Origin of the sequence: Planococcus plakortidis (assembly GCF_001687605.2) — a bacterium.
Classification (GTDB): domain Bacteria; phylum Bacillota; class Bacilli; order Bacillales_A; family Planococcaceae; genus Planococcus; species Planococcus plakortidis.
In genome coordinates this window covers 3,009,590-3,034,394 of the sequence record NZ_CP016539.2, presented here as the reverse complement: position 1 = coordinate 3,034,394, position 24,805 = coordinate 3,009,590, and the positions used below count along the sequence as shown (strand labels likewise).

Annotated in this window: 21 protein-coding genes and 1 riboswitch; of the genes, 12 read left to right on the top strand and 9 right to left on the bottom strand. The window is 49.8% G+C overall.

Features of this window, described 5'->3' with window-relative positions:
• Positions 1–24 precede the first annotated feature (24 nt).
• On the top strand, positions 25–441 hold the full coding sequence (locus BBI15_RS15105; protein WP_068870816.1) for a GNAT family N-acetyltransferase: 417 nt from the start codon (positions 25–27) through the stop codon (positions 439–441).
• A 127-nt stretch (positions 442–568) separates the two neighbouring features.
• Here BBI15_RS15105 and nhaC read toward each other — a convergent pair whose 3' ends face one another.
• Positions 569–2,032, bottom strand: coding sequence for a Na+/H+ antiporter NhaC (nhaC, locus tag BBI15_RS15100; RefSeq protein WP_068870815.1), 1,464 nt, complete (start codon positions 2,030–2,032; stop codon positions 569–571).
• Between the two features lie 324 nt (positions 2,033–2,356).
• Positions 2,357–4,015, bottom strand: a complete 1,659-nt coding sequence (locus tag BBI15_RS15095) for a M4 family metallopeptidase (protein WP_068870813.1) — start codon at positions 4,013–4,015, stop codon at positions 2,357–2,359.
• A gap of 410 nt (positions 4,016–4,425) precedes the next feature.
• Between BBI15_RS15095 and BBI15_RS15090 the strand changes: the two genes are divergently transcribed.
• Both BBI15_RS15090 and BBI15_RS15085 read left to right on the top strand, forming a co-directional pair.
• A complete protein-coding gene (locus BBI15_RS15090; RefSeq protein WP_068870811.1) occupies positions 4,426–4,887 on the top strand; it encodes a peptide-methionine (S)-S-oxide reductase in 462 nt (153 codons plus the stop codon).
• Between the two features lie 21 nt (positions 4,888–4,908).
• Positions 4,909–5,298 (top strand): potassium channel family protein, encoded by a 390-nt coding sequence (locus BBI15_RS15085; protein WP_068870809.1) that lies wholly within the window; start codon positions 4,909–4,911, stop codon positions 5,296–5,298.
• A 62-nt stretch (positions 5,299–5,360) separates the two neighbouring features.
• Here BBI15_RS15085 and BBI15_RS15080 read toward each other — a convergent pair whose 3' ends face one another.
• Entirely contained in the window at positions 5,361–6,191 is an 831-nt protein-coding gene (locus BBI15_RS15080) for an SDR family oxidoreductase (RefSeq protein WP_068870807.1), read from the bottom strand.
• Positions 6,192–6,435: 244 nt separating this feature from the next.
• Here BBI15_RS15080 and BBI15_RS15075 point away from each other — a divergent pair, with 244 nt between their 5' ends.
• From BBI15_RS15075 to BBI15_RS15055, 5 genes are all read left to right on the top strand, one after another.
• A complete protein-coding gene (locus tag BBI15_RS15075; RefSeq protein WP_068870805.1) occupies positions 6,436–7,770 on the top strand; it encodes a hypothetical protein in 1,335 nt (444 codons plus the stop codon).
• Between the two features lie 257 nt (positions 7,771–8,027).
• Positions 8,028–8,600: an MEDS domain-containing protein gene (locus tag BBI15_RS15070; RefSeq protein WP_068872624.1), complete on the top strand. Its 573-nt coding sequence runs from the start codon at positions 8,028–8,030 to the stop codon at positions 8,598–8,600.
• Positions 8,601–8,762: 162 nt separating this feature from the next.
• Positions 8,763–9,611, top strand: a complete 849-nt coding sequence (locus BBI15_RS15065; RefSeq protein WP_068870803.1) for a GAF domain-containing protein — start codon at positions 8,763–8,765, stop codon at positions 9,609–9,611.
• Positions 9,612–9,834: 223 nt separating this feature from the next.
• Positions 9,835–11,271, top strand: coding sequence for a cardiolipin synthase (cls, locus tag BBI15_RS15060; protein ID WP_068870801.1), 1,437 nt, complete (start codon positions 9,835–9,837; stop codon positions 11,269–11,271).
• A gap of 223 nt (positions 11,272–11,494) precedes the next feature.
• Positions 11,495–14,359 carry an ATP-binding protein gene (locus BBI15_RS15055; RefSeq protein ID WP_068870799.1) on the top strand — a complete coding sequence of 955 codons (2,865 nt, stop codon included), beginning with the start codon at positions 11,495–11,497 and terminating at the stop codon, positions 14,357–14,359.
• 206 nt (positions 14,360–14,565) lie between these two features.
• Here BBI15_RS15055 and BBI15_RS15050 read toward each other — a convergent pair whose 3' ends face one another.
• The 5 genes from BBI15_RS15050 to BBI15_RS15030 all read right to left on the bottom strand — a co-directional run bounded on the left by BBI15_RS15050 (position 14,566) and on the right by BBI15_RS15030 (position 20,133).
• The gene (locus BBI15_RS15050; RefSeq protein WP_068870797.1) at positions 14,566–14,922 is read right to left on the bottom strand and encodes a response regulator transcription factor; all 357 of its coding nucleotides are present in this window, start codon (positions 14,920–14,922) and stop codon (positions 14,566–14,568) included.
• Positions 14,923–14,939: 17 nt separating this feature from the next.
• A complete protein-coding gene (locus BBI15_RS15045; protein ID WP_068870795.1) occupies positions 14,940–16,337 on the bottom strand; it encodes a glycosyltransferase family 2 protein in 1,398 nt (465 codons plus the stop codon).
• Positions 16,337–17,389, bottom strand: a complete 1,053-nt coding sequence (locus tag BBI15_RS15040) for a HEAT repeat domain-containing protein (RefSeq protein ID WP_068870793.1) — start codon at positions 17,387–17,389, stop codon at positions 16,337–16,339. The genes BBI15_RS15045 and BBI15_RS15040 overlap by 1 nt, the downstream gene beginning before the upstream one ends.
• Positions 17,386–18,999: a GGDEF domain-containing response regulator gene (locus tag BBI15_RS15035; RefSeq protein WP_068870791.1), complete on the bottom strand. Its 1,614-nt coding sequence runs from the start codon at positions 18,997–18,999 to the stop codon at positions 17,386–17,388. Before BBI15_RS15035 ends, BBI15_RS15040 begins: the two co-directional genes overlap by 4 nt.
• A 252-nt stretch (positions 19,000–19,251) precedes the next feature.
• Positions 19,252–20,133, bottom strand: coding sequence for an amidase (locus BBI15_RS15030; RefSeq protein WP_237150881.1), 882 nt, complete (start codon positions 20,131–20,133; stop codon positions 19,252–19,254).
• Positions 20,134–20,180: 47 nt separating this feature from the next.
• A riboswitch (cyclic di-GMP riboswitch) is annotated at positions 20,181–20,272 on the bottom strand.
• A gap of 271 nt (positions 20,273–20,543) precedes the next feature.
• Between BBI15_RS15030 and BBI15_RS15025 the strand changes: the two genes are divergently transcribed.
• From BBI15_RS15025 to BBI15_RS15010, 4 genes are all read left to right on the top strand, one after another.
• A complete protein-coding gene (locus tag BBI15_RS15025; protein ID WP_068872622.1) occupies positions 20,544–22,475 on the top strand; it encodes a fructose-bisphosphatase class III in 1,932 nt (643 codons plus the stop codon).
• Between the two features lie 196 nt (positions 22,476–22,671).
• Positions 22,672–22,971, top strand: a complete 300-nt coding sequence (locus BBI15_RS15020) for a TIGR04104 family putative zinc finger protein (protein WP_068870789.1) — start codon at positions 22,672–22,674, stop codon at positions 22,969–22,971.
• Positions 22,972–22,992: 21 nt separating this feature from the next.
• A complete protein-coding gene (locus BBI15_RS15015; protein WP_068870787.1) occupies positions 22,993–23,415 on the top strand; it encodes a hypothetical protein in 423 nt (140 codons plus the stop codon).
• A 39-nt stretch (positions 23,416–23,454) separates the two neighbouring features.
• Positions 23,455–23,727, top strand: a complete 273-nt coding sequence (locus tag BBI15_RS15010) for a hypothetical protein (protein WP_068870785.1) — start codon at positions 23,455–23,457, stop codon at positions 23,725–23,727.
• A 57-nt stretch (positions 23,728–23,784) separates the two neighbouring features.
• On the opposite strand, the gene BBI15_RS15005 is transcribed toward BBI15_RS15010, so the two are convergent.
• On the bottom strand, positions 23,785–24,678 hold the full coding sequence (locus tag BBI15_RS15005; RefSeq protein WP_068870783.1) for an SDR family oxidoreductase: 894 nt from the start codon (positions 24,676–24,678) through the stop codon (positions 23,785–23,787).
• Positions 24,679–24,805 lie beyond the last annotated feature (127 nt).

The window sequence follows — 24,805 nt, the reverse complement described above, 5'->3', positions numbered from 1 at the left end:
TGGATCAAGAAGGGAGAGAGAATAATGGCGGACATCCGCATGCATAGAGGATACGATGAAGAGGAAGCGGGATTTATCCGATACAATTTGGTCAGGTACAACAAATCGAAAGTCGCGTATACCGAAGAAGAGAAAATGAGTTTTGTGTTGAAGGATGAACAAGGTGATATCCTTGGCGGGCTCGTCGGCCATACGGACTGGGAATGTTTTTTCGTGGATCTCCTGTGGGTAGGAGATTCCTTGCGCGGCATGGGAAAAGGCCAGGAATTACTGGAGACGGCTGAAGCCTATGCGCGCGAACAACAATGCCGGTTGATGAGGCTCGAGACTTTCAGCTTCCAAGCGCCGGATTTCTATCAGAAATTAGGATTCAAGGTTTTTGGGCAATTGGAAGATTTCCCGAAAGGCTTCACGCATTACTATATGTACAAAGAGCTTTGAAACAAGTGGCCACATTATTGCTCAAAGGGCCGGACTCATCGGGTTTAAGCACGTTCTCCTTTCGGGTTTATAAATGAAAAAGCAAAAAACCCATCAAGCTTCAAGCAGCTTGATGGGTTTTTGGTATTCACGTCAATACAGAATCTGAAGTGTCGCCTGTTTTCTCGGATTGCCGCGCTTCTTTTTCTTCCAAGGCTTGTAATTCTTCCTCTGTCAGGAATTCGACTTTCAACCCGACAGATGCCATGAAGATGGAGATGATCGGCAAGGTGTAGTTCAGGACGGCGTATGGCGCATAAGCGAATGTGCTGACGCCAAGAGTCGCCACGATAAATACGCCGCATGTATTCCAGGGAATCAAGGGAGACGTGACGGTGCCGCCGTCTTCCAATGCCCGCGAGAGATTCTTCGAATGCAGTTTTTTGTCCCGGTACGCTTTGGCGTACATTCTTCCTGGGAGAAGAATCGATATGTATTGTTCAGAAGCGGTCGCGTTCGTGAAAAAGGCGGAGACGATCGTCGCCGCGATCAGGCTGCCCGCTGATTTTGCCACTTTCAGGATCTGGTTGACGATCGCTTGGAGCATCCCGACTTGTTCCATGATGCCGCCGAAGATCATCGCGACAATCGTCAAGGACACCGTGTACATCATCGACTCGATGCCGCCGCGGTTGAATAGATTGTCGACCATTTCATTGCCGCTCGAAATCACGAACCCATCATGGAGCGTGTTGACGGCATCGGCTACACTGCCGCCCTGGACGAAGACATAGCATAGCCAGCCGAGCAAAACACCGATCGTCAATGCAGGAAGCGCGGGGACTTTCTTCGCTACCAAGACGATGACCGCAAGCGGCACGAGCAATAGCCATGGAGAGATCACGAAATTGCTTTCCAACGCGGAAAGGATGCTGTTGATATTACCGATATCGACCGCTGTGCCGGCAAACTGCCTGCCGAGAATAAAGTAAACAACCAATGCAATAACGAGTCCGGGAATCGTCGTATACACCATATGCTTAATATGTGTGAAAAGAGGCGTCTCCGTAATGCCGGCGGCCAAGTTGGTCGTGTCAGATAGCGGAGACATCTTGTCCCCGAAATAAGCGCCCGAAATGACCGCACCCGCTACCATGGCGGCAGGGATCCCCATGCTCACGCCGATGCCCATTCCCGCGACGCCGATCGTTCCCATCGTCGACCACGAACTGCCGATGGCCAAAGTGACGATGGCGCAAATGATGCAGATGGTCACGAGGAATAAGGACGGGGTGATGATTTTCAATCCGTAGTAAATCATCGTCGCAACGATGCCCCCGCCGATCCAAGCGCCGATGATCAGGCCGACGAGTATGATGATGACAATCGCTGGAAGCGCCATACGTATGCCTTTATAGGCGCCTTCTTCAATGATGTCCCATTTGTATCCGTAGCGCCAGCCGATCAAGGCAGCAATGGCTGCGCCGATCAATAACGGGACGTGCGGGCTCCCGCCGAATTTGATGATCGTGATGGCCATAATGCCGATCATCACGATGAAGGGAATTAATGCCATAGCAAATGGGATTTCTATTTTTGGTTGATTTCTCATAATCCATCTCCTCAATGCAAGATAATGAAAGCCTTTTCAACTATTCTGCCACGAGCTTCGAGGAGGCGCAAATGATTTTTTCAAAAATCTAAAATCCGAAAATTTTTGCGCAAAGAAATTTTGCACTATTTTAACAATAATTATTTGTAAAATCATCTTAAAAAAAAGCGTTATTTTAGTATATGGAAGAAAAGCGTTAACTGGTGGGTAGCCGAAAAACCACAAATATAAAAATACCGATGGGGCACCTTATAGCGGGGCCCCATCGGCATTTCTATTGGTATGGATTCAGCAAAGAATGCATGGTCAGGATACTGCGAGTATTTAATTGACCCCGACAGCCGAGAACGCCGCTTTGACACTTGCGACTTCAGCACTTGATGCCCCGTAGAGATCCGTTGCTGCCTGGATGGTGGAAACGCGGAAATGGCTGTAATTGGAGCTTGGCGTCAAGTACTGCGTGAGCGTGCGGTAGTAGATATCGCCCGCTTTGTCGTTGCCGATGCCAGCGACCGTCACGCCGTAATGCGTGCCGCCGTTCGCAAGCAAGAATGCCGCTTTATTGCTGATGCCCGAGTTGATATGGACACCGCCATTATCCCCTGTGCCGGTGTAGCGTTTCGAGTAATGGTCCGGGTCTCCGCTCAAAGTCGGGTCTTCCATGGAACGCAGTGCATCACCCGCGACATTCGGCGTATAGATGTCTTCTCCTACTTGCCAGTCCGGCGTGTTATTGAAATGGTGCTCGACTAGCGTCCCGAAGATATCGGACATGGATTCGTTGATTGCGCCTGATTCGTTCTGGTAGATCAAGTCCGCCGTCGTATCGGTCACGGCATGCGTCAATTCGTGCGCGATGACATCCAGTGCGCCGGACAGCGGCACGAAGGTATTGCCGTCACCGTCACCGTAGACCATCTGGGAACCGCTCCAAAATGCGTTATTGTAGCTGCGGCCGTAATGGACAGTCGAGATCAGTTCAGCCCCGTTGCCATCGTAGCTGTTACGGCTATGGACGTCCTGGAAATAATCATAGGTCTGCCCGGCGTAAGCATGGGCATCGACTGCCGCCCCGTCATAAGCGGCGTTATAGACATTGTCGCTATCGAGCCACAGAGTTCCAGGAATCCGGGTGCGGTTTTTCGCATCGTAGGTGAAAATGCCGTTACCGCGCGTCCGGTCGACCAGGTAAGAGCCGTTGCTGTTGACTAAGGTATTGAATGATTTCGTATCGCCCAAGACGCCTTTACCAGTTGCTGTCGAGTCTTCACCCGTTAAGCTAGCGCCGCCGCCGGAAGGTTTCGCTTCGTGGATCTGGTTATAGGAATCGAGGATGTCACCCGTTTTGGCGTCCACGAAATATTGGTAATTCCCCGGTTCCGGGTAGAGGAACTCGAATTCGGCGCTGTAGGCGTAATGCGCCTGGCCGTCTTTGGAATAGATGACCAATTCCGGTGACACTTCAGCTTCAAGCTCCGGTGTGCTGCCGATTTTCTCTTCCAGGTCGGCTGCAGCTTTTTCGACAGCTGTCCCGGCTTTCAAAGTAGCGCCTTTTTTCAAGGACTGCTTATCGTATAATTCGGGCGTCAGATTGCCCGAAATCGACGTGAGCACGCCATTTTGATCGACATGGGCATTGATCACGGAACCGAAAATCGGAACGCCCTTGAATTTCTGCTGGAGCTTCACTTTGGTGAAGCCAAGTTCATCTTCTTCCTGGCTGATGACCTTGAAGCTAGAAAGTTCTTTTTTGCCGAGTTTATACGTATCTTGATGGTCTTCCAAATATGTAAAGACGATATCTTTGGCCGCTTGATCGGATGGGGCCGTCAGTTTCCCGGAAATGAAATCAGGCGTCTTGGTATCTTTGTTGACATGGACTTTCTCCGCTGCCTGTTCCGATAAAGTATCGGCGGAAACCGCTGTAGCGGATAATGCCAATGATGCTGCTAAACTTAAAGTCAGTAGTTTCTTCTTGTTCATCAAAAGTCACTCCTTCTCGTCTTACCGGCATCTTAGCGCGGTAAACACATCATAACTATTTAACTATTCTGAATAAATGAGCGATAATATGCGTTTTTATGTCCCCTTAAAAGTGATGATTGCCCCCCGGGGTTTACCGAAGAAGCGAGGGTTTGTATATTTTATAGGCCTATCGGTTTTGCGGATGGAACCATTTTGCTAAGCTAAATGCGCATAGCGCTTGGCTGCATCCCGAAGATTCTCAAAAAGCGGTTTATTGAAACAATGAGTTTTGCTTTAATGAAGTAGAGAACCGGGGCGGGGAATGGCGGTTCCTGCGGCCATGCGTGAAATGCTATACTCGTTTAAAAGTAAATTTATGATTTGATGGGGAAAATGCTGGGAGATGGAAAGGGGAGCATTATGAAACGATTTATTTTGCAGGCGGATGCCTATGGGGCGTTCAGGCGTTCATCAAGACCTTACCGGGTGTCGAATCGACCGAAGCAGGACGGGCGAACGGGAAGACGCAATCGCTTGAAGGCGATTACGATGGCTACGCGGAATGCGTCAAAACCACATTCGACCCTTCACGCGTATCGGTCCAGGAATTGATGGGGTATTTCTTTGAAATCATCGATCCGTATAGTGTCAATAAACAAGGCGAGGATGTCGGCGAGAAATACAGAACCGGCGTCTACAGCGAAACGCCTGCGCATTTAACGTTTGCGAAAGCCTTTATTAACGAACGTTCGGATTCGGATCGTATCGCAGTTGAAGTGTTGCCGCTTGAGAATTACATAGCCAGTGCAGCGGAGCATCAGGACCGTTTGGACAGATGCCCCGATGATTATTGCCATATCCCCACAGCGTTATTGACCAAGTATGCGTAAAGAAAAGAGCGTGAGCAAAAGATGATTTCACTCGTATTGACCTTAAGGCGCTTGCTGTCAGCCATTGCCCGCATTGGCAAAGAGCCCTTGTTCAGGACCTTGCTGCTGACTTTGGCATTCATCGTGCTGTCGGGGACCTTGTTCTATTATCAAATCGAAGGGTGGTCCTTATTTGATGCCTTTTACTTCGCGTTCGTCAGCCTCATTCCGGCTGGAGTCGATACGGGTCTCGTGCCGCGCGGCAATTTAAGCCGAAGTTTCACGATGATTTATCTGGCAGTTGGCGTCGGTGTAATGGTCATGGTGTTGATTCGCTTGGGCTATGCGGTTTTGAAATTAGAGCGGCCCGAGCAGCTGGACGTAAAACCGCAAGCTAAGGCGGCACCGAAACAGAAAACTAAAGGGAAATAGCAAAGAACCCCAAACGGACTGCTGTTAAAAGCAGTTGCCGTTTGGGGTTCTTTTTGCTATCTTTATTGTTCTTTTGTGGTCGTTTTTTTCCAGCTGTCGTCCATGACCATTTTGCCCGGCCATGTGTAAGCGGTAAGGCCGCCATCGACAACGATGTCCTGGCCCGTCAAATAAGAGCTGTCGCTTGAGACGAGGAACAACACCGTCGTAGCGATTTCTTTCGGCAAGCCGAGGCGCCCTAATGGAGCGAGCCATCTGTTGCTTTCCCTGAACTCACGCCCGGCTTCTTCTTCTTTCGAACCAGCCAGTTCATCGATCAGCGGCGTTTCGATTGTTCCGGGAGATACGGAGTTGGCGCGAATGCCGGAACGCCCGTATTCGATGGCGATCGATTTCGTGAAGTTGATGATGCCGCCTTTTGCTGCATTGTAGCCTGAGCGGTCCAAGTCGGCAAAACTGCCTGACATGGAAGCGTTGTTGACGATCGCCCCGCCATTGTCCGTCATGAGTGGGATGAAATATTTGCTCATCAAGAACGTGCCGCGCAAGTCCGTAGCCGTGATGTCATCAAACAAATCGACCGGATACTCGTGTACTTTGCCGCCTTCCTGGTCGATGCCGGCGTTATTGAACAACGCATAGACCGTGCCGTATTGTTCTTTCACTTGATTGGCGAAAGAAGTGACGTCCTCTTCCTTGGCGATGTTCACTTGGAAGCTTTTCGCCGTGCCGCCGTTTTCATTGATTTTCGCGACCGTTTCCTGCAAGGCTTCTTCTTTAATATCCGCAAGAAGGACAATCGCGCCTTCTTGTGCAAACAGTTCTGCTGTCGCTTTCCCGATGCCTGTTGCTGCACCTGTAACGACGGTCACTTTATCTTGCAATTTACCCATGTTCTGTTCCTCCTCTAGTTATAGTAGGTTCTTGTAAATCTATGAATCAAACCGGTCAAAACCTTTACCGGAATCTTCCTTTTTATTGATCAATACTTTACCTTACCTACCACCCAGGAAGGGCGCTAAACCTGGCTTTTTCGATGTAACCGCTTAACCGAAGAAAACTTTTTTTAGAAATTGTGATCTAAATTCACCCTCACTCCGTTGAGCTTATAAGAAAACAAAACAGAGGAGTGGTTACATGAAAATGAAAAAGCTTTTACTGCCAGTAGTAGGCGCATCGCTTTTAGTCCCGGGAATCGGTTCTACCGTGTTGGCAGCAGAAGAAGCACCGCCAACAGAAACGACAGGCGTCGAACTTCGCGCAACCTTGGATTCGCTATTGTCTGAGCACTATGCGCTCGCAGTGGATTCCATGATGAAAATTTACGATGGCGACGAAGCAGCAGAAGAAGCCATGGCGGCGCTCGATGAGAACGCGGCCGATATGGAACCGGTCATCGCTTCCGTTTACGGGGAAGATGGCGGAGCGGCTTTTGTCGAGATCTTCGATAAGCACAATATGGGAACAGATGATTACGCAGCGGCCGTGAAAGCGGATGACGCCGCGATGCAACAAGAAGCATTGGATCAAGTCCAATCATTCGTCGATGAAATGGGTGAATTCCTCGGCACGGCCACAGAAGGCAATCTTCCGGAAGACGGGGCGACAGCTGCACTTCGTGAACACGAAGATTACGTGCAAAATACGTTTGATCTTTATGTAGAAGGCGATTACGAAGCTGCTTACACGATGTACCTGGAAGGCTTCACACAAATCTTCGGTGCAGGCAGTGCCATCAGCGGAGCGATTTCGGCTCAATTTCCGGATCAGTTCTCTGACCCGAACACACCAGCTGGCGACTTCCGTTCGACAGTCAACCGCATTGCAGCAGAGCACTTTGCCCTCGCGCAATTGAGCATGGCAAAAGGCTTCAACGGTTCGGCTGACTTCGATTTCGTCAACTGGGCACAAGACCAAAACGTAGAAGAGTTCCGTGCAGCACTAGCTTCTGTTTATGGTGAGGAAGCGAGCAACCAGTTTGTGGAACTATGGAACAACGAACACATCACGGTTCAAGGCGACTTGGCAAATGCCACAGCTTCAGAAGATGAGCAAGCGAAAGAGCAAGCTGTCTCCACCTTGACCAGCACATTCGCAACAGACCTTGGCACATTCTTGAACACAGCAACAGAAGACCGTATGCCGTTGGATGAAACAATTGCAGGCGTGGAAGCGCATGAACAATCCGTTGTGGACACTTTCCAGCAATACGTAAACGGCGACTATGCCGCGTCATATGACACATACCGCACAGGTTATGCGATCATGTTCGATATCGGGAAAGGATTGAGCGGCGCAATCGTCGACCAATTCCCAGAGAACTTCGAGAACACAGCACCTGACAAAATGCCTTCCACTGGGCTCGGCGGAATGTCCGGCCAATCCAACACGATGGTCTTGTGGGTCGCACTCAGCACATTGATCTTCATGGCAGCTGGAACACTGACGTATCGTCAAACTAAAAAACAATAATGAAAGATAGGAGAGAAAGGGCTCAAGCCCTTTCTTTTTTTAGGCTGAAATTCCCCATATATCCTTTTTTGTATAAGGTCCGCAACGGTATATACAGTGCTTGTCCTCTAGGTCGGCACGAGCTGAAAAGAATAACAGCAGAAAAGTACAGGGGAATGGTATGATTTGATAAAAGGAAGCGATGTTTATCGATTCTCGACCCTGAGGGGGAATGAATTTCTTTTTATTGAAATCGCATGAAGAAAGAAGGGGATTGTTTGGCAAGCAAGATGAATCTATTGCTTGAAACCCAGCGCAATGTGCACGTCCTGTATGCTTTCGAAGGTGCTGGAAATTATATGAAGCAGCTGCTGGACTACATAAATGAAGGAATACACGCTGGCGATTATGTATTAGTCGTGGAAAACGAGCGCCTGACACGGGAACTTACACAGCATATGAAGAAACGGTATACAGAGAAACAACTGGCGATGGTTAAGTTCGTGAACAGCCTTCACTTCTATTGGTCGACTGGAAGTTACCACCCGCCTGCCATTCATGATTATTTCACTAAAACGGTGGCGCCTTATATTGAAAATAACTTAAGTTTTCGTTCCTGGGCTCATGTGGAATGGGAAAGCGTCAAAGAGCCGCTGTTTCTTATAGAAGATTTCGAAAAAATTGCAGATCGTGCAGTGGACGAGTATGAGTTTCCGCTGATTTGTGCTTATGAAAAAAAGAAGATGCCTCTTCATTTGACAGAGAGTTTGATGAAAACCCATCCATATGTCTTGTTGGAAGATGAATTCATCGCTTCGCCGCAGTACCAATCAGCACCGAGACAGGTTTAAGCCCGGTTTTTGAATTTGTCCCTGAAATTTTGACCCGGCCGGATAATTGGGACGGGGTGATGCCAGAAAGGCGGTGCGTTGCAATCGAAGAACCGCTTTAGTATCGTTAGGAAAAAGTGCGCCAATTTTCTCCTTGGGCACTCCCCATAGAGGAGGGATCATATGCACCATCAGCCAATCGGCCCTTCCCGAAAATTTCAGAACTTCAATGATGCAGCCAATCAAATCTTGAGCATGCTGAGCAAGCAAATGGACATCAATACGCTTTTCATTGCTGAAAATGACGGAAAAACCAATATCATCAAAAAAGCGATCAATAGAAATGAAAAGTTGGTAGTGGAAGACAGCCAGTCGCCGCTTGACCAGACCTTCTGCAGCCTCACGATCAATTACGGGCAGGAGCCGCTGGTGATCGAAGACATCTCGAAAGATGGCGATGCCGCCAAGCTGCCCGTCGCTGCGCAATTCGGCAATGGCGCATTCATCGGCATCCCGATTTATTTTGAAAGCGGGGAAGTGTACGGTACCATCTGCGGCTTGGATAAAGAGCCGGTTTCGTTTACCGAAGAGCAGCAGGAGATGTTCGGGACCATGTCATCTTTATTGAGCTATATCCTTGAACTCGATAAAGCACAAAAGGAAATCCAAACTTTGTCTTCGCCGCTCGTGCCCTTGTCCGATGAAATCTCGATTTTGCCGGTCATCGGCCACATTACCTTGGAACGCGCCTATCAGCTGATCGATGATGTAGTGATAAAAGCGAGCGGAGGACTCGACTTCCTCATCTTGGATTTCTCAGGCATCACGCAAATCGACCCACGCATCGAAGAGCCTTTGCTGGATTTGATCAAAGCTTTGAAGATCATGGGCATCACCCCGATCATCACCGGCATTTTGCCGACGATGGCAATGAACGTCCCGCATTTCGCCCATTCCCTGAAGGGTGAACGAATGGAAAGAAGCTTGAAGGTCGCCATCGAGCAGCTCGGTTTCGCCTTGATCAAAACATGACCACCGGGGCCGCTTCGGTGAAATAAGCGGCCACTCGGATCGGCCAATGGATAAATACATGCCCCGGCGAAGACGCTTCCAGCGGATTCACCGGGGTTCATTTTTTCCGGTTGCGGGGCGTTAAAGGCATAGGCCAGTGGGGAATACAAAGAGATAAGCTTTCTTAAGCGATGAATCAAGGCACGTCGAAGCGTGAGGAGGGATTGGCATTTCGTTTGAATGGTTGAGCACGATAAGCAATATTTTCATTTTCATCAATTTGGTCTTGGCGTTTTTCATTCTTTTCTTTGAACGGAAAACGGCTTCTTCGGCATGGGCATGGATTCTGGTCCTGTTCTTTATCCCGATTCTCGGCTTCGTGCTGTACTGGCTGTTCGGGAAACCTTTGAGGCGCAGCCGGCTGAATCGTCCGATTGCTTATGAGAACCGTGATTTCATGGATTGGAAGGACCGGCAGCTATCGGAGATGAAATCAGGAAGCTTCCAGCCGCCCGCACTGGAGGAGAAATGGATGGATATTGTCCAGATGAATGCCGCGCGGACCGATGCCCCCTTATCGATGGCTTCCGATATTCAGATCTTCAACGACGGAAAACGGAAATTCAATGCTTTGTTCGCGGATATCCGCGCTGCCGAAAAGCATATTCACCTGCAGTATTTCATCCTCAATGACGACGCCCTGGGGCGGGAACTCATGTCGCTGCTGACTGAAAAAGCGGACCAAGGCGTAAAGGTGCTGTTCCTGTATGACGACTTGGGTTCGAGCAGCCTGCCGAAGCATTTCTTTGATGCGTTCCACGGGGCAGGAGGCAAGTCAGCCGCGTTTTTGCCGGCTATGCTGACAAGCATCAATCCGCGTCTCAATCACCGAAATCACCGAAAATTGGCGGTCATCGACGGACGTATCGGCTATACAGGCGGCTTTAACGTCGGCGATGAATACATCGGCAAGAAAGAAGAGTTCGGCTATTGGCGCGATACGCATCTGCGCATAACGGGAGAAGCGGTGCATTCTTTGCAAAACCGCTTTTTCATCGATTGGAACCAGGCTGCTGAAAAATATCCGATGAAGTATGCGGAAACCTATTTCCCGAAAACCGAGCAACGATCTGGCGCCCCGCTGCAAATGGTGGCAAGCGGGCCTTTGGAAACGCATGAAGACATCAAGAACGGTTATTTGAAGATGATCCATCACGCGCGCGAATCGATTTATTTGCAGACGCCTTATTTCCTTCCGGATAAGTCCATCATGGATGCGCTAAGGACAGCGGCGCTCGGCGGGGTGGACGTGCAGCTGATGATTCCGCATTTGGCGGACCATCTCTTCGTCCATTCCGCCACGCTATCTTTTGCCCGGGAACTGCTCGAAGACGGCGTCAAAGTCTATAGCTACAAGAACGGGTTTCTCCATGCCAAAACACTTGTCGTTGACGGACAGGCGTTCTCGGTCGGGTCGGCCAATATGGACGTGCGCAGTTTCGCTTTGAACTTCGAATTGAATGCTTTCGTCTACGATGCGCAGTCGGCACAGGAAATGGCGGGCCTGTTCCTGCAGGACCGCAAGCTCTCGGCGGAATTGACCGAAGAGGATTTCAGGAAACAGCATTGGTTCGAGAAAGCGAAACAGGATATCGCGAAACTGGTGTCGCCGATCCTATAGGGGCGGCCGCCGTTTCTGGGGGGAAATCAATCAAGCTTGGGCCATTCGTGGCTTCGAGCTTTTTTATCGTCTTGATGGAGCAATGCAAGGGAAAAAAGTGCGGAAAAAGATTCTATAAATCGGGAAAATCATATACTATAACAAGAGAAGAAAATTTACATTGAAGGTTAAATTTTGAAATTTTTATTGCATGATCAATCTTATAAAAGTTGGGGTGGGCGCAATGGATAAATCATCGGAGAAAGGCATCAGGCACAAATATCTTCGGCTTACATTGTCTTCATTGCTTATTTGTTCATTGCTGATTGCTGGGATTTACTTTTATATGGACAGCCAGCAGGATGAGCGGCAGGCGGAATATGACGAACTTACAGAAAAGCAAGAAACCTTGCAGGGGCTTTCCGAAGCTTTGAACCAGCTCTTTTTCCGCACGAGGGGGTATTACGCTTTCCAGAACCAGGAAGAGTTAAGGCTGGCGTATGTCGAATTGGCAATTCTGAAGAGCGCCATTGAAAGGTTGGAAGGCTTATCCATAAGTGAGGAAGAACAAGAGGAAATTTCCGATTTGGCAAGGTTCATCACGACGTTTGAAACGCAAGTATTTCCCCAAGCCATCGCTGCTGTACAAAATGACGACTATGCGGCATTGAGGAACCTGTCGAACGACGGGACCAATGCTACAGTGAATGAATTCGTCGCTTTCGCCGACGAATACAAATCCGCGTCCGAAGCGGATTTGGAACAATTGAACGAAGACATGATCAGGCAGTCGGAGAACTTTTCATTCATGTTGATCTTATTGTTCATCCTGCTGTTCATCATCACGGCCTTGATCATCTACAGGGCGATGAATGATATCGTCAAGCCGCTGGAAGGGATGCGTGAATCGATCGAAGGGTTCGGCAATGGCGAGCAAGTATCCTACACCCCTCTCGAACGGAAAGATGAAATCGGCTTATTGTCCCAGACTTTCCAACGGATGATGAACACGATCCGTGAAAACCAGGAAGACCTCACTTCCCAAAACCAGGCCCTTCTCTTGAATAAAGGCCAGTTGCAGGACAAACAGGCCGAACTGGAAGATGCCTTGGCAGAAACCGAACAAACGAAAGACCGCTTGATCCGCTTCAACGACTTGAACCATGTCTTGTCATTTACCTTGGATAAGCAAAAGTTGATCAATGCGACACTCCAATACTTTACCGATACGTATGAGATCGATACGGGGGCCTTGTGGTTGCCGGATTCCGGTGAATTTGCGCTGAAAGGCTTCACGGAAGAGATGTTCAGGCAATTTCAGGAACAGCAAATCCCTTATCTATTGACCCGCTTGAAAGAAGATGAATCCTTTACGGTCACACGGGAAGCGGTGGAGCAAAAAGGCTTCGCGGACGGCCCGGTCTTTATCCATGATTTATACGCTTCCGTAAAAAACGAACAAGACGAAAGCATCGCGCTGGTCGGCTTGTCGCGTGTCGGAAGAGGCTTTTCGAAAGAAGAACAAGCCGATATTGACGGGCTGTTCAAGCGCGTCCATCTGGCGATCGACCGGATCCAATTATACGACGCGGCGATCCATGAACGGACATTGAATGAGCGCATCATCAATAACATCAATGAAGGCATCCAGTTCATCGCGAAAAATGGCAGCATGGTGCAGCGCAATGAAACCATGTGCACGATGCTGAGCTGCGGGAATGCGCCGCTCGACGCCGTCATCCCCCAAGATGTGTGGATCCGCAAAATGTCTGAACAAACGGCATCGCCTGAAGCGATGAACGATTTTCTTAACGCGTGCATCCGTGAGAACGACGGCGATGCGAAAACTTTCCAATATACGGTCAACGCCCCTTATGAACGGGTCATCGATGTCTATAGCACACCGGTCATTGTCGACGGGGAACGGACGGGGACGATTTTCGTGCACCGCGACATCACGAGAGAGCACGAAGTCGACAAGATGAAATCCGAGCTGGTCAGCACCGTCAGCCACGAGCTGCGGACGCCGCTGTCGAGCGTGCTCGGCTTCACGGAGCTATTGCTCAACAAAGAGTTGAAACCGGACAAGCAAGTGCGTTATTTGAAGACGATTTATAAAGAAGCGATGCGCCTGACCAATTTGATCAATGATTTCCTGGATCTGCAGCGGATGGAATCCGGGGACCAGGTGTACCGGATGGATAAGCTATCGATGAATGAACTGGTCATCGAAGCGGCGGAAAAATTCAGGACGCAGCCGGCGCATTCGATCGTCTTGGTGGACGATGCAACGGATGTCAAAGTGGAAGGCGACCGGGAGCGCCTCGCGCAAGTATTGATGAACCTGGTCGGCAATGCCATCAAGTTTTCCCCAGAAGGCGGCAACGTGACCATTTGCATGAAAAACCATGCCAACCATTTGCGTGTGTCGATCCAGGACGAAGGAATCGGCATCCCGGCTGAAGACATACCGAAGCTGTTCTCCAAATTCCAGCGCATCGACAATAGTTCGCGCCGCAAAATCGGCGGCACCGGGCTTGGCCTTGCGATCTGCCAGGAAATCATCGCCAAGCACGACGGCAAGATCTGGATTGAATCGCAGGAAGGACAAGGCACGACCATCCACTTTGAATTGCCGCTCATATCCGGAATCCAGGAATATGCTGCACAAGAAGGTGCGGAGGAGAACCCGCCGGTGATGATCGTGGAAGATGATATGAGCCTCGCGTTGCTGTTATCGGAAGAGCTGAAGCTCAACGGTTTTAAAGTGATTTACCACACCTCGCCGAAAGAAGCCTTCAAAGAAGCGAAGCGCACGCCTTTGGTCGGGGCGGTCGTCGACATCATGCTCGGTGAGGAATTGAGCGGCTGGGATTTGGTCGATATGATGAAGGAAGACCCGGCGACAGAGAATATCCCAATCGTCATTTCTTCCGCACTCGACCCATCAGTGGACGCCAACAAGATCAGCAAGATCAACCACTACTTGACCAAACCATACGCCCCGGTGAATTTATCGAAAGTGATGAAAGGCTTGCAGAACGGGCAGGAGCAGAACGGCGTCATCTTCTACGCCACATACGGCCTGGATGACGAGCCGGAAAGCTGAGAAAGAGCAAACGACTGAAAAATTGACCAATCCTATAACAAAATAAAAATAGCCGAAGAAAAAGATATTCTTTTTCTTCGGCTATTTTTATTAGTAACTGATGGGAATGGAGACGGTGAATCCAGCTGCATGACCCACATCCTGTGGGCTAGAGCGCGTCCGTCGTAATGGACATCAACCGTTTCTTTTAGAGCGGCTTTGTTTTTCTAGGACACCAAAATATCTTCCACAAGCGCCAAGAGTTCCATCGGGCTGAACGGCTTGGACATGAAATAATCCGCCCCGTTCAGGATGGCTTTCTCGCGGTCCGCATCCTGTGCCTTCGCGGTCAGCATCAGCACTTTCGTGTCGTTCAGGTCTTTCCGGACTTCCTCGAGCACTTCCATGCCGGTGAGGTACGGCATCATATAATCGAGCACGACCAAATCGTAGTCATTGGCCCGGATCTTCTCCAGGGCCTCTTTGCCGTCTTCGGCTTCTTCGATCAGGAAATTGTCTTCCAAAGTATCTGCGATCAAGATGCGCAAAATGTCTTCATCATCTGCGACCAATATTTTCTTCATCAGTATCCTCCTTGCTGTTAAGTCGAAATCCCTTTGCGTTTCATATCGCCCCAATGCGCTTTCTTTTGGAAAGTGGCGATGATCCCCTTGACTCGCCACAGTACCATAAGCGGGCGGTACCAGAAGGCCTCGGTCAATGCCCAGAAATACAGGCGCATCAAATGGGAAACTTTCGGGTATTTGTGGAGCGTCAATTCTTCCAATAATACGGCGAGTGCCGAAATGAGCGACCCGTAGAACACCGTCACCAGGAACATGACGCCGGCGACTTGCGGGTCGACCAATGAGAAGAAAAAGCCGCCGAAAATGATGAAATAGCCGATGAACTCGAACACGGCACCGAGCAGTTCGATGAACAGGAAATAAGGCATGGAAAACAAACCGATCGAGCCGTATTTCGGGTTGAGCATCATTTTTCTGTGATTCCACAAAGTTTCCAGCAGCCCGCGCTGCCAGCGAATCCGCTGGGACCTGAGCACTTCCAGCGATTCGGGCGCTTCCGTCCAGCAGACAGGATCCGGAATGTATTCAATGCGCTGCTTGGATTTTTCTTCCCGCAGCAAACGGTGCAGCCGGACGACCAATTCCATATCCTCGCCGACCGTGTTCTTATTGTATCCCCCCGCTTGGATGACGCGTTCTTTATTGAAGACGCCGAAAGCGCCCGAGACGATCAGCAAAATATTCAAATGGCTTAATGCCAGGCGACCGATCAGGAAGGCGCGGAAATACTCGATGATCTGCATGAGGACGATCGGGCTTTTCGGCAGGCCGATCAGTTCCACTTTGCTTCTCGAAATGGTCGAGCCGTTGGCGATCCGGACCGATCCGCCAGTGACGATGATTTGCCCGTCCGATTCGATGATGGGCTTCATGCATTTCAAGAGCCCGTCGTTTTCCAAAATGGAATCGCCGTCAATGGCGCAGAAATAAGGGAACGACGACAGGTTGATCCCGGCATTCAAGGCATCGGCCTTGCCGCCGTTCGCTTTTTTGATGAGGCGGATATAAGGGAAGATCGAGGATTGATAAATGGCCTCGATTTCCGCGGTTTCGATGTGTGTGCGGACGGCGAACGGGATTTCCTTCATCTTGAATTCGTCGATCATGCGCAGCGAGGTGCTGTCTTTCGATCCGTCGTCGATGACGATGATCTCCTTTTCGGGATATTCAAGCGCCAATAGCGAACGCACCGTGCTGACGACGCCGACTTCTTCGTTATAGGCAGGCACGAGGATCGATACCGGATAAGTAGATTGGTTTCTCAGGAAATCTTCTGTCGACTCGCGCTTGTCGAGTTTGTTCTCTTTTTTGACTTTCCCGTAGGCGAGCGCAAAGAGCCCGAGGTAGCTCAAGCTGGAAAACAGCATATAGGCGATAACGATATAAGATAGAATCAGCGCTAGTTCCTGCATTATTGTTCACTTCCTAAAAGAGCGGTTTTCCATTGATTGGCCATATCGCGCGCATAGCGGTCGGGGTGGCTTTCCGCAAGATGGGCAAGCACGATATCCCCTTCCGAAAACTGCGTCAAGGCCTCGGCTGATGAGTAGCGGACCCACCACACCGGATCCCCGAGCAATTCGCTGAGTGTTTCCTTATAGCGTGACAATTGCAGCTTGCCTGCAATCTGGGCGGCAAACATGCGCTCCGGCCAGGCCGCAGAATGAAAAAACGGGGCAAGGGCGCCTGGCGCATTCATGTATTGCAGATGAAGGATCGCTTTCAATGCCTGGATGCGCATCTCCATGTCAGGATTCTGCAATTCCTCTTCGATGCGCGGAAGAAATAGCGTTATGCCGGCCATGCCGATATAGGAAACGGCTGAATGTTTCAGCGTCTCGTTGCCGGTTTCATTTTTCAAGGCAGCATCCAGCTCGTCCAGTTTCGTCAGCTCATCCAGCCGCTTGAAAACGTCGATATACAGGCGGGCCGGGGCATCGGGGTATTTCGCAAGCGCTGAAATGGCTACCGTCTCATTCAAGGAAGCGAGCGTGCGGATCAATTGCTGGGTCTCCTGGTCGAGTTTGGAGCTCTTCGCTAATTTCTCCTTCAGCAGCGGCACGAGCGATGCCACCCGAAAATCTTCGATGAAATACAAGGTATTCATGCGCATCGCCCAGTTTCCGTGTTTCAGCAACTTGGCGTAGCGTTTGGCAAGGAATTGTTCCGACAGATAAGAAACAGCAGGAGAATCGGCACCGGCTTTGGTGACGGATACGTAATGGTTCAATAAGCGTTCAAGCACGGCCAGCCGGTAAGGGGAACCCTGCAGTCCTGCGATGAACCGATCGTCTGCGGGATCCATCATATAGGAACTGAACGATTCGATTAGCGCATCGTATTCCTGCCCGATCGCGGCTTCCCGTTTATTCGATTGCTGCTTGCGCCAGGCCAGGATCAATAACAAAGCGAGTTGGCCGATGAACAGGGAGGCGATGAGGATCCACAAATGCGATAAATTCATTTGAACATCCTCTTCGTGAGCCGCTGGACGCGGGCCACGACTTCCTGTGCATAAAATGGTTTGACGATGTAATCATCGGCTCCGCTCTTCAAGGCCAAAACGATGTCCGATTCATTATTGCGGGAGGTGAGCATGGAAACAAGAATATTGTCATGTGGATACTGCGACCGCACATGGCTCAGCACTTCGAGCCCATCCATTTTCGGCATGACGCCGTCGAGCAAGATCATGTAATGCTCATCCGGGCGATACCAATCGGAATCGACGAGTGCAAGGCCGTCTGGGTACTCCTCGATGTGGATATCGAAGTCCTCCGTTTTCCAATTGGAAAATTGCTTGGCGACCAATTTACGCACGAGCGAGTCATCATCGACAATGACGATATTCAGTTTGCGCTTTACATCATGACCTGCAGCTTCATATACTCTCGTCTGGTTGCGGCCGTTCCGCTTGGCCAGATACAGGGCTTGGTCGGCTTTGCTGACGATCGTTTCCTGCGCGAGCTGGTATTCGCTGAGCCCTGCAGAGAACGTTAAACGGACCGGCACATGGCCATTGACGGTGAATTCCGTTTCAGCCAGCGCCTGGCGCAGGCGATCGATGAATGCATCCGCTTCTGCTGCCCTGGTATCGGGAAGGATCAAGGCGAATTCCTCTCCGCCGTAGCGGAAGAATTGGTCCGATTCACGTTTCCGGTTCAGGATGAGCTGGCTGAACGAACGCAGCACTTCATCTCCTGCCGGATGCCCGTAACTGTCATTGATTTTCTTGAAATGGTCGAGATCGAGCAAGGCCAGCGTGAAGGGCTTGCCGGTTCGTTCTGCAAGGTTCGCCATTTGCGATAGGGCATGATCGAATGATTGGCGATTGCCCGCTCCCGTCATTTTGTCCACCCGCACCGCTTGGAGCACGAATTCCTGGCTGCGCAGGCGATTGGCGAGATAAGGGAGGAAAAACGCCATATTCAGCGGCTTAGCCAGGAAATCAGTGGCGCCGGCTTCCATGGCACGGATGTGGTCATCAATCTGGCCGCCTTCCCTCATGATGGCGACTGGCAAATGGCGGTCCCGGCCGGCTTCGGCGATTCGTTCGGCCAGATGGAACCCATCCGTATCCGGCAGCTTCGCTTCCACTAGCACCATCTGGGGATGCAATGTATAAAATAATTCCATGCCTTTTTGGCCATCGAGCGCTATGACTGCGGGAATGCTTCTCGCTTCCAATGTCTCTTTGATCTTTGCGGCGTATTCCGCATCGGGATCGATGACCAATACGAGGGCTTCTTCGTTTATCGGATCGTTTGCTGAAGTTTCCAGCTCCGCTGTTTCTTCTTTTACAGCCTCTTCAGCTGCAAAATAATAGCGGAATGAAGCGATGAGCTCTTTTAAGGAGGCGGTTGAAAGCGGGGTCGTGCTATGTTCCGAAAAAGAGTCCAGCTGCACGGCACAAAAATCGGACAGTTCGGCCATGCCGATCGTCCCCGCCGTCCCTTTCATCGTGTGCAAGAACCGATAGACTTCACTCTCCTGCAGCGTGCCTTGCGCAGTCCATTTTGAAAAATCCCGTTCCATTCGATTGGCAAGCAAAGCCTTGTAATCTGTTTGGGCCAATTTCTTTCACCTTCCTTAAAAAAATCCCTCAAGACATCCGGGAAGAGATGTGCCAAGAGCTGAAATATGACGAATTGAATTCCGTAATATGTCAATTGATTAGTTAATTAGATAATATTTTCCACTTCTAGAATACCATCATTTGGCTTGTTAGTAAGGTACTTACTATCCTAATTGTGATATTTTAGCGATCTGCTATTGGGGCAAAAACAAAAAGACACTTCCGGCAATCATGAGAAGTGTCTGGTCTTGTCATGGCTTGAGCGTCATCCAGCTGCCGACATGATGGATGGCAATTCCTTCATAAGAAGGATACGCCGAATAATGAGCGGCAACTTTGTCCAGCTGCCCATTCATGAACGCTTCGCCTTCTTCGGCAAACGTGATGGTGCTGCCTTCGTCGGTGATGCCTGTCTCTACGCCCACTACGACCTGTTTGCCATATTTTTCGGCCATGGCGATCTCGTTTTTGACGATGTCGATGATCATCGGCGCGGAATCCCGGTAAGCCATCAAGGTTACCCCGTCTGTATTGGCGATCACCCATTCCGCCAATAACCCGCTGCCGAATGTATTTTGATAAGGAATCTCGTCGAACCAGAATGGCATATCGGCTTCAAGCGGCAAGTTCAGCTGCAAAGAGCTCGCCGCGGCCCGCTGCAAAAGCGATTGATAGGATTTCACGGTAGCGGCGCGTTTCGAATTCCAGCCGCTGTATAAATAAGGCTCCACATCCAAGTGGATGCCGTCAAAGCGTGCCGGATCCGTCGAGCCGCTTTGGTAATTGCCGAGCCAGTCCATCAACCTGTTCTGGTTCGTATAGCCTTTTGGCGCAACCCAGGACGGCGCTCCGTCAAGTGCAAATACGGCTATGCCGCGTGCATGCGCTTGCGTGACAAAGCTGCGATACGTATTTTTGGGGACATCGCGATCGATCTGGATATAGACTTTATTGACGTTTTTTTGCTCGAGAAAAGACAGCACAGCTGCTTCATCTTCCACGAACATCCATGGGTTCCACAGCCAAGTGGCGCGGGTATCAGGCGCATCGCCGCTTGCCTGTACATTTTCTGCCTGGCTGAACGCCAGCATAAGAGACATCGCGAACATCAACATCGCCGCTTTCTTCAACATATTCCAATCCTCCATTCTGTCAGCCGAGGCCCACGGAAGAATGGGTGCCTGGCAACCTGACGACCGTGCACTGCTGAAGCAGTGGGTAGGCTCATGGCTTTGCGTCCTTCCTTTTCAGGTAAGTTTGCCTTTTTCAGTTTTTTCCTTATTATAATTCCAGTATGTTGCATTAAAATAGTATCTATGTACCTATTAACCGTTTTACAAAATGAGGAACGAATAGAGGCGCATAATCTTCTTAAATGAAGCGGGGAAAGATCATTTTTTAGTGGAGCGTTTATAGTAACTGCTATAGACTGGAAATATGGAGAATTCCTTGGGCATGGCCGGCTTCGAAGAACACACGTTTCAGGAATTTGCTTTCAATGGAACTTAATAAAGACATATAACTTGAAGGAGGATTCCGCATGATCAGTTCAAAGTACTTGGATTTACTGGCAGAAAAATACGATAGTGAAGAAAAAGTGGCAACGGAGATCATCAACCTGGAAGCCATCTTGAATTTGCCGAAAGGGACGGAGCATTTCGTCAGCGACCTCCACGGCGAATACCAGGCGTTCCAGCATGTATTGCGCAACGGCTCCGGAAACGTCAAAGTGAAAATCAGGGATTTGTTCAAGGGTGAGATGAGTGAAGAGGAGCTGAATGAATTCGCGGCACTCGTCTATTACCCGGAAGAGAAATTGAGCCTGATCAAAAGCCATTTCAGCAGCAAGAAAGAATTGAGGGAATGGTATATCGGCACGATCGAGCGGCTGCTCAAACTGGTGTCCTACGCTTCATCCAAATACACGCGCTCGAAATTGCGCAAAGCCTTGCCGAAGCAATTCGTCTACATCATCGAAGAACTCCTGTACAAGACGGACGAGTTCACCAACAAGAAGGATTATTACGCGAAAATGCTCGAGCAGATCATTTCCCTGGGGCAAGTGGACAAGCTGATCGTCGGCCTGGCTTATACGATGCAGCGCCTGACAGTCGACCATCTGCATGTAGTCGGCGATATTTACGACCGGGGGCCGGATCCGCATAAGATCATGGATACGCTCATCGACTACCACTCACTCGACATTCAATGGGGGAACCATGACGTGTTGTGGATCGGCGCCTATTCCGGCTCCAAAGTCTGCCTCGCGAACATCATCCGCATTTGTGCGCGCTATAATAACCTGGACATCATCGAGGATGTGTACGGCATCAATCTGCGCCCGCTGTTGAATTTGGCGGAGAAGTATTACGAAGACAACCCTGCGTTCCACCCAAAACGTATTTCGGGAGAGCATTTGACGGAGCAGGAACAGCTGCAGATCACGAAGATCCACCAGGCGATCTCGATCATCCAGTTCAAATTGGAAAGCCCGATCATCAAGCGGCGTTCCTGCTTCGCGATGGAAGACCGCCTGCTCTTGGAAAAAGTCGATTACGATCGAAATGAAGTGACGATCCACGGCAAAACCTATCCGCTGGAAAATACCTGCTTCTCCACGATCGATCCCGAACAGCCCGACCGCTTGCTCGACGAAGAGCAGCAGGTCATCGATAAATTGCTGTTCTCCATCCAGCATTCCGAGAAGCTGTCGCGCCATATGAACTTCCTCATGAAAAAAGGGAAGCTGTATCTTCAATATAACGGCAATTTGCTGATCCACGGCTGCATCCCGCTCGAAGAGAATGGCGACATGAAGCAAATGGAGATCGAAGGCAAAAGCTATGCGGGGCGCGAGCTTCTCGATGTCTTCGAAGAGTATACCCGCTATGCATTCGCGCACCCGGAAGAGACCGATGATTTCGCGACCGACATGGTGTGGTACCAATGGACAGGCGAAAATTCCTCGCTGTTCGGCAAACGGGAAATGACGACCTTCGAACGCTATTTTATCAAAGACAAAGAAACGCATAAAGAACGGAAAAACCCGTATTACCATTTGCGTGAAGATGAAGATATGTGCCGCAAGATGCTTGCGGAATTCGATTTGGATCCCGACCACGGGCGCATCATCAACGGGCATACGCCGGTCAAGGAACGGGACGGGGAAGACCCGATCAAGGCAAACGGCAAAATGATTGTCATCGACGGCGGGTTTTCAAAGGCCTATCAATCGACGACAGGCATCGCGGGCTACACGCTTCTGTATAATTCCTACGGCATGCAGCTCGTTGCCCACCAGCGCTTCAATTCCAAGGAAGAGGTACTGCAAAACGGCACCGACGTCTTATCGATCAAGCGATTGGTCGACGAGGAACTTGAACGCAAAAAAGTGCGGGAGACGAATATCGGGCAAGAGCTCCTGCAGGAAATCGCCAATTTGAACAGCCTGAGAAAGCATCGGTATATGCATTGATGGCCTAAGAGCAAGGACTGCTATCCAGTTCTTGCTCTTTTTTATTGGACATGGATTTGGCAGAACTCTTGAGATTGAAGGTGAAATCCAATTAATTTCCATTTTTATCATGGGAATTTTTGGTTAACTCTGTTAATCTAATGATGACAAAGAGTTTCAGCATACAAATTAAAAAAAAGCTCACTGGGGGGAGTCCATGCCAATTTGCCAGAACTGCCACAAGCAATGGAGTTGGAAGCAGACGGTCAAGAAGATGTTCACTTTGGATACCGGAATGATTTGTCCGCATTGCGGGAAAAAGCAATTGCTTACCACGCAATCGAAAAAAAGAGCCGGCCTTTTAAACTTCCTGACGCCACTGGCTATGCTTTTCGGGGTTTTATTTAATTTCTCGGTCATTACGATATTCATGCTGATCATCGCCAGCGGGATCACCGTCATAGCTGCCTATCCATTTTTGGTCGAACTGACAGAGGAAGAAGAGCCGCTCTGGTAGAATGAGCGAAAAGAAGGAAGTGTGCATATTTTTTATCCATTCAGTTTTTACATCGCCATTGTAATCGCCATCCTGTACTGTGCAGTCTTATGGATGTTGCGAAACCTGGGGACATTCAGAATTCCTCTATTCATCTATGGGCTTGTGGTGCAATTATCGTTTCTTGCGTTCTTTTTCGGGATGAGCCGTTATTTCAGGGCGAGCGACAGTGTGAACCGGGATTATTTTGATGTCTTTGGGAACGGCCTCATCGTTTTCTATTTTTTGATGGTGGTTCCATTCGTCATTGCGCTATGGGTGCAAGTCTATAAAGGAATTTGGCGGCTTGATATCGGCAAAATTTCCAAAATCATCATGATGGTGTTATTTGTCCTGGTGACTTTAGTAGCCGCATTCTTCGGTTTTTATGCACATATCCTGTTCTACTACGGCTTTGCACCGTGATGATTAACAGCGGGCTTTCTTGAAAAAAGGAGAGATGAGATGTTCAGTAAATATTCACTTGGACTCATCGTAGTGGGAAGTCTATTTCTCATGCTCAACCGGCTAAGTTCGGAGTATTCCGAGCCGCTTGCACTTATCGGTTTTCTGCTGCTGTTTGCAGCTGCGGGAGCTGTTTTCATTGCTGCCTTGAAAAGAGAGCCAGGACAATTGAAAGTGTGGTCGCTCTCTGTTTTCTTCATCATCCTCTTTGTCATCACATGGGCAGAACCCTTCGAGATTTTGCGCCTGATGACATGGCTGAAAAATATTTAATGAAAAAAAGCGTGGGGCATCGATTGATTCGGTGCCCCACGCTTTTTGAATATAAATTTAAGCGGTCGTCATGCCGCCTGTAATGCTATAGATCTGCCCTGTCACATAGCTGGACTCGATGGAAGCCAGGAATACATAGACAGAAGCGAGTTCTGCCGGCTGGCCTGCACGGCCGATCGGTGTTTCCGGTGTGCCTTTGCCGAATTCAGGAATGTTTTCCTGCGGCTGCCCCCCGGAAATCTGAAGCGCTGTCCAGATCGGGCCTGGTGCGACCGAGTTGACACGGATGCCTTTGTCTGCCAATTGCTTGGACAGGGATTTCGTGAAGCCGATGATCGCAAATTTCGTTGCGGAATAATCGAGCAGCATCGGGCTCGGGTCAAAGCCTTCAACCGAGCTTGTCGTGATGATCGACGCGCCTTCCGGAAGGTGAGGAAGTGCCGCTTTCACTGTCCAGTACATGGAATAGACATTGACTTGGAATGTTTTCTCCAGCTGCTCTGTCGGCAGGTCGGCAATGTCTTTGACGGCTTGCTGTTTGCCGGCCACCAAAGCCAAAATGTCCAATCCGCCAAGTTCGCTGTTGGCTTTTTCCACCATTTCCTTGTTGAACGCTTCGTCGCTCAAGTCGCCGGGGATCAATACGGCTTTGCGGCCTTCCGCTTCGATCAATTGCTTCACTTCATCCGCGTCGGATTGTTCCGCCGGCAAATAATTGATCGCCACGTCTGCGCCTTCTCTCGCGTAAGCGATGGCAGCGGCGCGGCCGATTCCGGAATCACCGCCGGTCACTAGCGCTTTGCGCCCTTCCAGTTTGCCTGAACCTTTATATGTCTTCTCGCCGCAATCCGGCACGGGAGTCATTTGGTTCTGTACGCCAGGGGCTTCCTGGTATTGTTTCGGAAAATCTTCCGTCGTATATTGCGTTCTAGGGTTTTGGATATTCGCCATTTATAATCTCTCCTCAGGTTGGTAATAGTTGGTTTCTACCTTTATCTACCACCTGAAGCAGGTGTAAAACCTCTGGGAGGAAATGTAAGCGTTCCAAGGGGAAATTCAATCATGAAAAGCGGCTTCT

Excerpts from the sequence above, each read along its gene's own strand:
- BBI15_RS15075 (WP_068870805.1), top strand. The coding sequence starts at position 6,436 with ATGAAAATGAAAAAGCTTTTACTGCCAGTAGTAGGCGCATCGCTTTTA.
- nhaC (WP_068870815.1), bottom strand. The coding sequence starts at position 2,032 with ATGAGAAATCAACCAAAAATAGAAATCCCATTTGCTATGGCATTAATT.
- BBI15_RS15010 (WP_068870785.1), top strand. The coding sequence starts at position 23,455 with ATGTTCAGTAAATATTCACTTGGACTCATCGTAGTGGGAAGTCTATTT.
- BBI15_RS15065 (WP_068870803.1), top strand. The coding sequence starts at position 8,763 with ATGCACCATCAGCCAATCGGCCCTTCCCGAAAATTTCAGAACTTCAAT.
- BBI15_RS15105 (WP_068870816.1), top strand. The coding sequence starts at position 25 with ATGGCGGACATCCGCATGCATAGAGGATACGATGAAGAGGAAGCGGGA.
- BBI15_RS15080 (WP_068870807.1), bottom strand. The coding sequence starts at position 6,191 with ATGGGTAAATTGCAAGATAAAGTGACCGTCGTTACAGGTGCAGCAACA.
- BBI15_RS15040 (WP_068870793.1), bottom strand. The coding sequence starts at position 17,389 with ATGAATTTATCGCATTTGTGGATCCTCATCGCCTCCCTGTTCATCGGC.
- BBI15_RS15050 (WP_068870797.1), bottom strand. The coding sequence starts at position 14,922 with ATGAAGAAAATATTGGTCGCAGATGATGAAGACATTTTGCGCATCTTG.
- BBI15_RS15095 (WP_068870813.1), bottom strand. The coding sequence starts at position 4,015 with ATGAACAAGAAGAAACTACTGACTTTAAGTTTAGCAGCATCATTGGCA.
- BBI15_RS15045 (WP_068870795.1), bottom strand. The coding sequence starts at position 16,337 with ATGCAGGAACTAGCGCTGATTCTATCTTATATCGTTATCGCCTATATG.
- BBI15_RS15085 (WP_068870809.1), top strand. The coding sequence starts at position 4,909 with ATGATTTCACTCGTATTGACCTTAAGGCGCTTGCTGTCAGCCATTGCC.
- BBI15_RS15005 (WP_068870783.1), bottom strand. The coding sequence starts at position 24,678 with ATGGCGAATATCCAAAACCCTAGAACGCAATATACGACGGAAGATTTT.
- BBI15_RS15055 (WP_068870799.1), top strand. The coding sequence starts at position 11,495 with ATGGATAAATCATCGGAGAAAGGCATCAGGCACAAATATCTTCGGCTT.
- BBI15_RS15030 (WP_237150881.1), bottom strand. The coding sequence starts at position 20,133 with ATGTTGAAGAAAGCGGCGATGTTGATGTTCGCGATGTCTCTTATGCTG.
- BBI15_RS15020 (WP_068870789.1), top strand. The coding sequence starts at position 22,672 with ATGCCAATTTGCCAGAACTGCCACAAGCAATGGAGTTGGAAGCAGACG.